Genomic DNA, 10,275 nt, shown 5'->3' on the forward strand with positions numbered 1-10,275 from the left:
GGTCAGCGGGCGAGGAAGTTGCGGAGGATCGCGGCCCCGGCGTCGGCCGACTTCTCCGGGTGAAACTGCGTCGCAGCGACGCGCCCGCGCTCGACGACGGCGCTGAACTCGACGCCGGCGTAGTGGCACGTCGCCCGCGTCTCGGGGCCGACGGGCGCGGCGAAGGCGTGGACAAAATAGAGGTGCGCGCCGTCCACCAGGTCGTCGAGGAGCGGCGTCGGGGCGGTGAGGCGGAGCGTATTCCAGCCCATGTGCGGGACGGGCACGCCCGCGTCGGGGAAGCGGCGGACCGTCCCCGGCAGCAGGCCGAGGCACTCGGTGTCGTTGCCGGACGCGTCGCGCTCCTCGGAGCGCTCGTAGAGGAGTTGCAGCCCGAGGCACACGCCGAGGAGCGGCTGCTCGGTCGCCCGCAGCCAGTCGACGAGCCCCCGGTCGCGGAGTGCCGCCATCGCGCTCGCCGCCGCCCCGACGCCCGGCAGGATCACCCGCTCGGCCCGGTCCAGTTCTGCCGGGCTAGAGGTCAGCGTCCACGCCGCGCCGAGCCGGTCGAGCGCGTTCCCGACCGAGCGCGTGTTGCCCGCCCCGTAGTCGATGAGCGCGGTCACAGGCTGCCTTTCGTCGAGGGGATGGACGACGCGGCGCGCGGGTCGGTCTCAGCGGCGGCGCGGAGGGCGCGGGCGAAGGCTTTCGTCATGGCTTCGATGCGGTGGTGCTCGTTCCGTCCCGGTGCCAGCAGCCGGAGGTGGAGGGCGAGCTTGGCCTCGACGGCGAGGCTCTGGAAGAAGTGCGGCACCATCTCGGTGCTGAGTGCGCCCACCATCTCGCGCTCGGGCGCGTAGTCGGTCTCGAACGCGAAGCGCCCGCCGAGGTCGACCGCGGCGGCGCAGAGGACCTCGTCCATCGGCACGAGGGCGTCGCCGTAGCGCCGGATGCCGCGCCGCTCGCCGAGCGCGTCGCGGAGCGCCTGCCCGAGGACGAGGCCGACGTCCTCGACGAGATGGTGGTCGTCCACGTCGTCACCCTCGGCCTCGACCGTGAGGTCTGTCAGGCTGTGCTTGGCGAGGAGGTGCAGCATGTGGTTCAGGAACCCGTTCGGGACCGCGCCCTCGTACTGCCCGGTGCCGTCGAGCCGGAGCGAGAGCCGGATGCGCGTCTCGGCCGTCGCCCGCTCTACCGACGCCGAGCGCCCGAGCACGTCGGCCACGACGGCCTCGGCGAGGGCGAGCCAGTCGGGGTAATCGGTCACGCGGTACCCCCGCAGCCCGAGCGCGTCGGCGAACTGCACGTCGCTCTCGCGGTCCCCGACCATGATCGACTCGGCGTTGTAGGCGATGCCTTCGACGAGGCCGGTGCGCGGCTTGCGGCAGGCGCAGCCGTCCTCCGGGTGGTGCGAGCACACGAGCGTCTCCCCGAAGGCGACCCCCTCGCTCGCCAGAATCTCGAACAGCTTGGCGTTGACGGCCTCGAACGTCGCGGTCGGGTTGGCATCCGTCCCGAGGCCATCCTGATTCGTCACCATGACGAGCTCGAAGCCGGCGTCCGTGAGGCGGCGCAGACCGGAGATCGTGCGCGGGAGTAGACGGAGGTCGCCCAGGCCGCCGACCTGGTAGGGCGTCGGGTGGTCCGGCCCCGGCTCCCAGACGAGGGTCCCGTCGCGGTCGATAAAGGCGATGCGGCGGCTCATGAGTCGAGGCGGACAGTGACGGCGCGGGCGTGGGCCTCTAGTTCCTCGGCGCGGGCCAGCGTTGTGACGGCGGGGGCAAGGGCACCCAGCCCGGCGCGGTCGAGCGTCTGGAACGTGACCGTGCGCTGGAACGCCTCGACGCTCAGCCCGCTCGTGCTCCGGGCGAGGCCGGCCGTCGGGAGCGTGTGGTTCGTGCCCGAGGCGTAGTCGCCCACGCTCTCCGGCGTGAGCGGGCCGCAGAAGACCGAGCCCGCGTTCGTGATCGCCCGGGCCGTCGCCTCCCAGTCGTCGAGGTGGAGGATGAGGTGCTCCGGCGCGTACCGGTTCGAGAACCGGACGGCGGCTTCGACCGAGCCGGTGACGACGGCGAAGCTGTGGGCGAGGGCGGCTTCGGCCGTCTCGCGGCGGGGGAGGGTCTCAAGCTGCGCCTCGACTTCGCGCTCGACGGCCTCAACGAGCGCCGCGTCGGTGGCGACGAGGACGACCTGGCTGTCGGTGCCGTGCTCGGCCTGGCTCAGCAGGTCGGCGGCGACGAAGGCCGGGTTTGCCTCCGCGCCTGCGATGACAAGGACCTCGCTCGGCCCGGCGACCATGTCGACGGCGCAGAACCGGCTCGCCCGCCACTTGGCGGCGGTGACGTAGGCGTTGCCCGGCCCGAAGATTTTGTCCACGCGCAGCACGCTCTCCGTCCCGAGCGCGAGCGCAAACACGCCCTGCGCGCCGCCGACCTGCACGACCTCCGTCAGCCCGAGGTAGCCCGCCACTGCGAGGATCGGCTCGGCGGCCGGCGGCGGCGTGGCGACGACAATGCGGGCACACCCTGCGATTTGTGCTGGGATCGCCGTCATCAGGAGCGTGCTGACGAGCGGAGCCGTCCCGCCCGGCACGTACAGCCCGACCCGCTCGATGGGCCGCGTCTCGCGCCAGCACCGCACGCCCGGCATCGTCTCGACCGCGTAGCCTGCGCTGCCCTGGGGTGCGTGGAACGCCCGGAGGTTCGCCGCGGCCGTCTCGACCGCCGCCCGGAACTCGGGCGCGGCGGCGTCCCACGCTTCGGCGAGCCTCGCCTCGGGCACGAGCAGGTCGTCCACCGCCGTGTCGAACTGCGTGTTGAAGACGCGCAGCGCCTCGTCGCCGCGCTCGCGCACGGCCGTTTCGATAGCGGTCACAACATCGAGCACGCGTCCGTCGAGCGCGGCCGGCCGGGCGCACAGCCGCTCAGTGTCGGCGTCCGAGAGGTCGGTCAGGTGGTAGACTTGGAGGCGGTTTGTCGCGGTCATTGGACCAGTTGTTCGATGGGCATGACGAGGATACCGACGGCCCCGGCCTCTCTCAGCGCGTGCATGGTCTCCCAGAACACGTCGAGGCCGACGACCGTCGCGATGCTGACCCAGCCTTCGCTTGTCAGCGGCGAGATCGTCGGCGTCTTGAGGCCGGGGAGGAGGGCGCGGATGCGCTCGACCGCCTCGCGCGGGGCGTTCATCACGACGTAGCGCGTGCGCTCGGCAGCGAGGCGGGAGCGGATGCGGACGAGAAGCCGGTCGAGGAGGTCCTGCCCGTCCCCGTCCAGGGGGCGGCCGAAGAGTACGGCCTCGGAGCGGAGCACGGTCTCGAACTCCGTCAGCCCGTTCTGCGCGAGCGTCGAGCCGGTCGCCACGAGGTCGCAGACCGCGTCCGCAATCCCGAGCGACGGGGCGATCTCGACCGACCCACTGAGGTCGACGATTTTCGCCTCGACATCCCGTGCTTCCAGCCAGCGCCCGAGCGTGCGGGGGTACGAGGTCGCGATGCGCGCCCCGCCGAGGTCGATCTCAGCCGGTGCGGCCAGGCTCAGACGGCACCGCCCGAAGCCGAGGCGCTCGATTACGGTCAGCGCCCCGCACCCGCGCTCCGAGAGCACGTCCTCGCCGCAGAGCCCGAGGTCGGCCCCGCCGTCGGCGACGACCTCGGGGATGTCCTTGCTGCGCAGGAAGAGGAGGTCGAGCGGGAAGCCCGTGCCGGTGGCGGTGAGGCCGTGGGCGCTCGTCTGGAACGAGAGGCCGCAGGCGCGGAGGAAGTCGAGGGTCTGGTCGGCGAGACGGCCGGACTTCTGGACGGCGAGGCGGAGGGTCAAAACGTGTTATGTTGTTTTAGCACGTTAAAACGTACGGAGGCGATAGGTTCCCGTCAACCCGCCGGTCCGTCAAGCCTCCACGAAGCCGGTCGATGCCCTGCGGCTATCAGGTAGGGCGTGCTCGCCGAGCGCGCCGCCCTCGGCAGCCCCGGACGCCTCCCCGCGCCCCCACCCCAGATGCGAGGCACCCCCAAGCCGAGAGGCAGGCCTGTCGAGCAGGGGCTTACAGGCAGGACACGACAGCTTTCGCTGGCGCGTGCGATCTCAAGCTCCGATCCATTATGCACGTCATCCCCGCCCGTTCGACTGCGCTCAGGACAGGCTCCGGCGGGGACCCACAGGCGTGCTGGATGGTGGGCCCCGGATCGGAGTCCGGGGTGACTGCTGGATGGGGGCTGGAAGTCATCGAAAGTGGTGCCGGACCGTCGATCTGCCTCAGCCCTCGCCCAGCCGCTCCAGGGCGCGGTCGTAGCCGCCGCGTCCGTGCTGGAGCCAGTGCGCGACGCGCGTGACGGTCGCCGTGCTGACGCCGGTCTGCTCGGCGATCGTGCGGTAGGGGAGGCCCTCCTTGAGCTTGCGCACGACCTGCCATCGCTCGGTCAGCGCGTGGAGTTCGCTGAGCGTGCAGAGGTCGCGGAAGAAGTCCTCGCACTCGGCGACCGTCTCCACCGTCAGGATCGCGCGGAATAGGTCGTCGCTCGTGGGACCGAACTCGAAGTCACTCATCGTCGCATTGTGGTAGCACGGTGCTATGATACGATAGCATCGTCTTTCCGTCCGTGACCCCACGCGGCGCTATGCCCGGTGAGGAGCGCACGTAGCCTCTTGTGGAGCGCCTGCGCTCGCCGACCGTCGAATTGGTACGTTTCGCAAGCGAGCGCGCCGTATGTTAGTCGTCACTCACACTCCTGAGGTCGCTATATAGTCTTTCAACCGTCGTGCCATGTCCAGCTTATCGGAAGAAGAAGTCGAGGGAGGTATGTGGTTGATCTCGATACAATCGTCCTCCGCAACCTCGGCCCCTGTGAATGTCTACACCACCTTCCCTTGGCGGAAGACCGTTATCGCTCTATCTGCCTCCTTTCTGTTGAGCATTGCTCTCTTTGGTTGCGCAGGTGTACAAGTCCCTTCCTTCCCGACATCCAACCCGGATAACACGAAAATCATTCGGCTTCGTGACCTCGGCGACAACCTAGAGGTCTACGAAGTGTCCCCGCGCTACAACGCGCTCACAAACGGCGTTTCCTACGTCCAAATCGGCGTTGAAGATTACGACACATTGTTCAGGAGGTCTGCTGAGGTTGCAGCGTCTGTCCAGCAGTTGCGCTACACAGTCGACCACTTCAACCAGAACGGCTTCTCGTTCTCGTCCCCTGGAGACGCTCTCTTCCTCCGCGACATGACAGCGTGGGGTATCCAAGCAATCCCCGACCTCGTTTCCGCCGTACCCGACCTCCTTCGATCAGGTACGAATGTCATTACTGCGCCGACCGAACTCCGGGACGTAGGCTTCACTAAGATACCGGCTATCATTCAGGGAGCACGCCTCGCCGTCACCAACCTCGAAGATGCCGAACGGCAAATCCAAGGCTTGGCTAATTCCCTAGGTGATGTGTCAGAAACTGTCCGCTCCGGGATTGAACTCCCCGATGTGCAGCGTCTGATCAGTGGCTTCACACCAAACAATGTGGTTCAGTGGGCCTCGACTTACGTAACCAACATTGACCAACAGCCGCTCACGACCAATCTAGATATGGCATACTCTGGCGATATCAAGTTGGACAACGACATACCCGGCGACCCTATCCCGCTCCTAGGACAGCCCCGAGACGCAAATGGTGTCTTCTTCCTGGTCTCCGGTATTTATGAGTACAACGCGCGGAGCTACTGCCTGAAGGCCGGAGCGCACGGGCAGAGCAGGGGACGAGGCTACCTACCTGCTGCCCTCACCGGTCCGAAGGCGAGCGTGATCGAAACAATCCTGCGCAATGCTGCGCAGTGGCACGGTGAGGTTTCACAGCGGGATGTGCAGGTCCTTTTGTGGGCCATCATTGCTCAGAAGGAGTACGACGATATGCCTCTGACTATGCAGCAGACGGCAAGCAGACTGCTACCCCCGGGCGAACTTGTCAAGCTGAACGGTGGTCCGCTCAGCCTCGTCGGCAGCGAGCGCCTCGACGCCTTCCGCGAGAGTGTAGACCGCCAGCTTGCTCCCCTCTCAGAACCGCTCCAGCAAGTCTTTCGCGCAGAGGCTCGCATTCGCCAACTCGCGTCTACTACGGCACTCGACCTACCCTCCAATAGAATTGACTTCGAGGCCTTTGAGCAACTCGCCGTCCAGCCTGGCGATGCCCCGCCGGATCCGGACGCGCCGGACGTCCCGTATGGTGCATGGCTCGCCCACCCCGACGGGTACTATGTCAGCTACCGTCCGAGCAGATACTCCCATATAAATGTACGTGTATATGTACCTCCATCAACCGAAGGTCGCGTAATGTTCGACCCTCCCGCTACCGTAGCTGTCCCCGGAAATCGGAATGCGCAGAGGCTCGGTACCGAATCGCTGCCGAGCGAAAGGCTCTGCGAAAGCGTGCGGGCATATATAGAAGGATTTGATTTAGAGGATCATGGGTATCTGTTTTCGGGCAATCCCGCCCGCGACTTTGGTAGCGACTACCATTGGTATCAACTCGCGCCTGGAGACCCCGGGTCCATCCCAATCTGTCAAACCTCTAATCCTTGCTGTACGAAGAAAAACGTGTACAAGGAGATGCTATCGAAGAGAATGTTTATGGCTCCAGTCCAACCACTCACAGGTGCAAACCTCAGGGTGCGCAACTGCAGTATATCTAATCTAGCTCCTCCCGAGTGGTGGCAGTACGTCACACAAGTCAGGTTTGATGATAAGGTTATGCATATTATTCCGCCAGGTCTCGATTCTAATACGCCTTCTTACATGGCAAGAAATTACACGCTCGATCCCTTAGGTCCTATCAACTCCCACATATTCCATCCTGGAAGGGTAACACGAACCGTAGAAGAGCATGAAAGTCAGATCTGGGTTCGAACTATTGGGGAAGGTACGTGTAGTTTCTCGGCTCTAGGTGATCTTATCACTCCGTATGAGAGCTGTAGAGAGTTCAATGAAAGAGAGGGGCCTGGCATATTTCGTATTATAGATACCTCGCTGAGAGACCACTTCAACTCCTTAGACTGTGGCCCATGATGGTTGTAGTTGATTTTAAGGACTGAATAGTCCCCACGACAAGGTAGGTTGCCAAGAGGAAGCTTTCGATTTCACAGCGGCGCACCGAACCAGGCATCACGTGGGGCGTGACACCGAGGCTAAGAACGCAGCGGGTACGTTCCACAACCATGCGACTGCAAAGGAGGACCGCATCGTCGTGGAGCGGAACAGGCGGCCTATCGCGACCCTCGCTTCTCTCGACGACCTCGAAGCGCTCGAAGATGCCGCCCGACGCGCGAGCAGCGGACGAGGCAAAAGCCGAGGGCGGAGCTATCTCGCTCGCGGACTTTCTAAAGGAGCTAGAGTCGAAGAGATAACCCAGCGGCCCGCCACATCGCACCAGCGCCTGACCCACACGTGGAGGTCGGGCGCTGCGAGCGTGACGCAGGGTACGGGCGCTACTCGCCCAGGTCCACGACCGGGGCACCGGTGGCCGGTAGCCCGTCGGCGATCTGGGCGATCTCGGCTGTGATGGCGTCGAGCTCTTCGCGCGCCTGCCGCAACTCGCGCTCGGCGATGTCGACCGACGCGCGGTGCAGCGGCGTCGGGCCGTACTGCGTGCTCAGGCCGCGGTACCCGACGAACATGCGCGACCGCATCGACGGCGGGGTGCGCTCGCGGAGCGACCGCTTGGTGGGCGAGCCGTAGAGCGCCACGTCGAGGTCGTAAAGCTGCGTCTGCACGGCATCGATGCGCGCGGCGAGGGCGTCGTCGGGGCGGCGCGCGCGGTCGTGGGCGGCTTCGAGCGCCTCGGTGCGGTCCTCGGCGCGCTCCACGGCGTTCGAGAACAGCGTCATCTCGGTCATCAGGCGCTCCATGCGCTCGCGGAACGCGGCTAGGTCGGCAACCGGGGCCGAGCGGAGGGCACCGTCGCGCAGCGGCACCACGTCGAACGAGACCGGCCCGGAGAGCGTGCGCGCGTCCCCGTCGGCGATGCGCACGAGCGTGGCCGAGTAGGTGCCCGGCTCGACCTCGAAGCCGTTCACGCGATTCTCCTCGCCCGGCGTAACCGGTCCGAGCGCGTCGCGTTCGAGGTCCCACGCCACGCGGTGCAGGCCCTTCGACGTGCGGCCTTCGACGCGTGCGACCACGTCGCCCTGGGCGTCGCGGACGTGTAGCTCGACGCGGTCGGCCTCTTCACTACGTTCGGCGTCGAGGGCGTCCCAGCCGGGGAAGGGGATGTCGTCACCGTCCTCGATCTCGCCCTCGACCTCCTGGCGCTGGGCTTCGAGGCTCTGGTAGCCGTCGCGGAGGTAGTACGTGAAGACGGCCCCGTACTCGGGGTTGGGCGCGCGGTACTCGTCGTTGCCGACCGAGCCATTCGTCGCCCGGCGGTAGCGGAAGCGCTTGGCGTCGCGCAGGCCGAACAGGTGGCCCTCGCCCGCCAGCACGCGGTCGGTCACCTCGCGCAGCGGGCTGTAGTCGTCCAGCACGAGGAAGCCGCGCCCGAACGTCCCTGCGACGAGGTCGTGCTCGCGGCGCTGGATCACGAGGTCGCGCACCCCGATCGTCGGCATGTCGCCGCCGAGTTCGATCCACTGGCCGCCGCGGTCGGGCGAGAAGTAGACGCCGAACTCCGTCGCCGCGAAGAGCAGGTTCGGCTGGACGTGGTCCTGGACGAGCCGCCACACGAGCGTGCGCTCGGGGATGCCGTCAGTCGCCATCGCCCACGTCCGGCCGCGGTCGGTGCTCTTGACGAGGTAGGGCGCGAAGTCGCCGACCTTGTGGTTGTCGAGCGCAGCGTAGACGGTGTTGGCGTCGTGGAGGTCAGCGTAGACGTGGTTGACGAATGCCGTCTCCGGCACGCCCCGGATCGAGCCGACCTCGACTTCGCGCCACGAGCCGCCACCGTTCTCGGTGATCTGGATCAGCCCGTCGTCCGTCCCGGCGTAGATCAGGTTCGGGTCCTGCGCCGAGACATCGACCGAGGTGATCGTGTTGTAGACCGACATCGCGTAGACGTCCCACGCGTTATCGATGGACTGGGTGCGGCCCATGATCGGAAGCTCGAAGCGCTCCTGGTCGCGCGTCAGGTCGCCCGAGAGAGCCGTCCAACTGTCGCCTCGGTCGGTCGACATCCAGACGCGCTGCGAGGCGAAGTAGAGCGTCGCCGGGTCGTGCGGGCTGACGAGGATCGGCGCGTCCCAGTTGTAGCGCTCCGGCCCCTCGCCCGCGCCTGGCTGGGGCTGGATGAACGTCGGCTCGCCGGTCACGCGGTCGATGCGGTGCAGGTTGCCCTGCTGCGACTGCGCGTAGGTGATGCTCGGGTTGCCCGGCTCCGTCGCCGACTGGTGCCCGTCGCCGCCGAGCGTGAGGAACCAGTCGCCGTTGCCCGCGCCCTCGCGCGTGTCCGTCGCCGAGGGCCCGCCGTGCGAGCCGTTGTCCTGCGTGCCCCCGTAGACGTTGTAGAACGGCACCGCGTCGTCGACGGCGACCTTGTAGTACTGCGTCACCGGCAGGTTGTCGATGTAGCGCCAGCTCTCGGCCCCGTCGAACGACTCGTACAGGCCGCCGTCGGTGCCTGCGAGCAGGTAGTCGGGGTCGGTCGGGTGGAAGGCGAGGGCGTGGTTGTCGACGTGCTTGCCGGCGGTGTTCTGGACGAAGAACGTCTCGCCGTGGTCGTTCGACTGCTGCACGCGCACGTCCATCAGGTAGAGGCGGCCCTCGTGGTGCGGCGAGGCGTAGAGCTCCTGGTAGTAGTGCGGGCCGGTCCCGCCCGCGACGGCGTCGGACATCTTCTTCCAACTCGCGCCGCGGTCCGCGCTCATCCACACGCCGCCCGTGCGCTGGTCCGTCTCGATGGCGGCGTAGACCACGTCCGGGTTCTGGGGCGAGACGGCGAGGCCGATCTAGCCCATGTTGCTCTTCGGCAATCCCTGCGTCAGTTCGGTCCACGTGCGACCGCCGTCGGTGCTCTTGTGGAGGCCCGTCCCCGGGCCGCCGCCCATGTAGGCCGCGACCGTCCGGTGCCGGTCCCACGTGGCGGCGTACATCACGTCGGGATCGCGCGGGTCGACGACGAGGTCGGTCGCGCCGGTCCAGTCGCCGCCGCCCAGCACCTGCGTCCACGTCTCGCCGCCGTCCTCCGTACGGTAGAGGCCGCGCTCGCCGCCGGGGCTCCACAGCGGGCCCTGCGCCGCGACGAGCACCACGTCCGAGTCGTCGGGGTGGATCCAGATCGTCGAGAGGCGCTCGCTCTCGGTGAGGCCGCGGTTCTCCCACGTCTGGCCG

At 67.0% G+C, this 10,275-nt stretch carries 8 protein-coding genes; 1 reads left to right on the forward strand and 7 read right to left on the reverse strand.

Going from position 1 to position 10,275, the window contains the following annotated elements:
- Positions 1-2 precede the first annotated feature (2 nt).
- The 5 genes from hisH to AAGI91_09580 form a co-directional block, all read right to left on the reverse strand.
- Positions 3-605: an imidazole glycerol phosphate synthase subunit HisH gene (hisH, locus tag AAGI91_09560; GenBank protein ID MEM1042864.1), complete on the reverse strand. Its 603-nt coding sequence runs from the start codon at positions 603-605 to the stop codon at positions 3-5.
- Positions 602-1,684, reverse strand: coding sequence for a histidinol-phosphatase (gene hisB, locus AAGI91_09565; protein MEM1042865.1), 1,083 nt, complete (start codon positions 1,682-1,684; stop codon positions 602-604). Before hisB ends, hisH begins: the two co-directional genes overlap by 4 nt.
- Positions 1,681-2,964 (reverse strand): histidinol dehydrogenase, encoded by a 1,284-nt coding sequence (gene hisD / locus AAGI91_09570; GenBank protein ID MEM1042866.1) that lies wholly within the window; start codon positions 2,962-2,964, stop codon positions 1,681-1,683. The genes hisB and hisD overlap by 4 nt, the downstream gene beginning before the upstream one ends.
- Positions 2,961-3,797 carry an ATP phosphoribosyltransferase gene (hisG, locus tag AAGI91_09575; protein ID MEM1042867.1) on the reverse strand — a complete coding sequence of 279 codons (837 nt, stop codon included), beginning with the start codon at positions 3,795-3,797 and terminating at the stop codon, positions 2,961-2,963. The genes hisD and hisG overlap by 4 nt, the downstream gene beginning before the upstream one ends.
- Before the next feature lie 435 nt (positions 3,798-4,232).
- On the reverse strand, positions 4,233-4,523 hold the full coding sequence (locus AAGI91_09580; GenBank protein ID MEM1042868.1) for a YerC/YecD family TrpR-related protein: 291 nt from the start codon (positions 4,521-4,523) through the stop codon (positions 4,233-4,235).
- A gap of 217 nt (positions 4,524-4,740) precedes the next feature.
- Between AAGI91_09580 and AAGI91_09585 the strand changes: the two genes are divergently transcribed.
- The gene (locus AAGI91_09585) at positions 4,741-7,023 is read left to right on the forward strand and encodes a hypothetical protein (GenBank protein ID MEM1042869.1); all 2,283 of its coding nucleotides are present in this window, start codon (positions 4,741-4,743) and stop codon (positions 7,021-7,023) included.
- A 419-nt stretch (positions 7,024-7,442) separates the two neighbouring features.
- On the opposite strand, the gene AAGI91_09590 is transcribed toward AAGI91_09585, so the two are convergent.
- Entirely contained in the window at positions 7,443-9,860 is a 2,418-nt protein-coding gene (locus AAGI91_09590) for a glycosyl hydrolase (protein ID MEM1042870.1), read from the reverse strand.
- A gap of 33 nt (positions 9,861-9,893) precedes the next feature.
- The coding region (locus tag AAGI91_09595) for a glycosyl hydrolase (protein MEM1042871.1) at positions 9,894-10,275 on the reverse strand (382 nt) is incomplete at its 5' end.

It is taken from the genome of Bacteroidota bacterium (genome assembly GCA_038746285.1).
GTDB lineage: Bacteria > Bacteroidota > Rhodothermia > Rhodothermales > JANQRZ01 > JANQRZ01.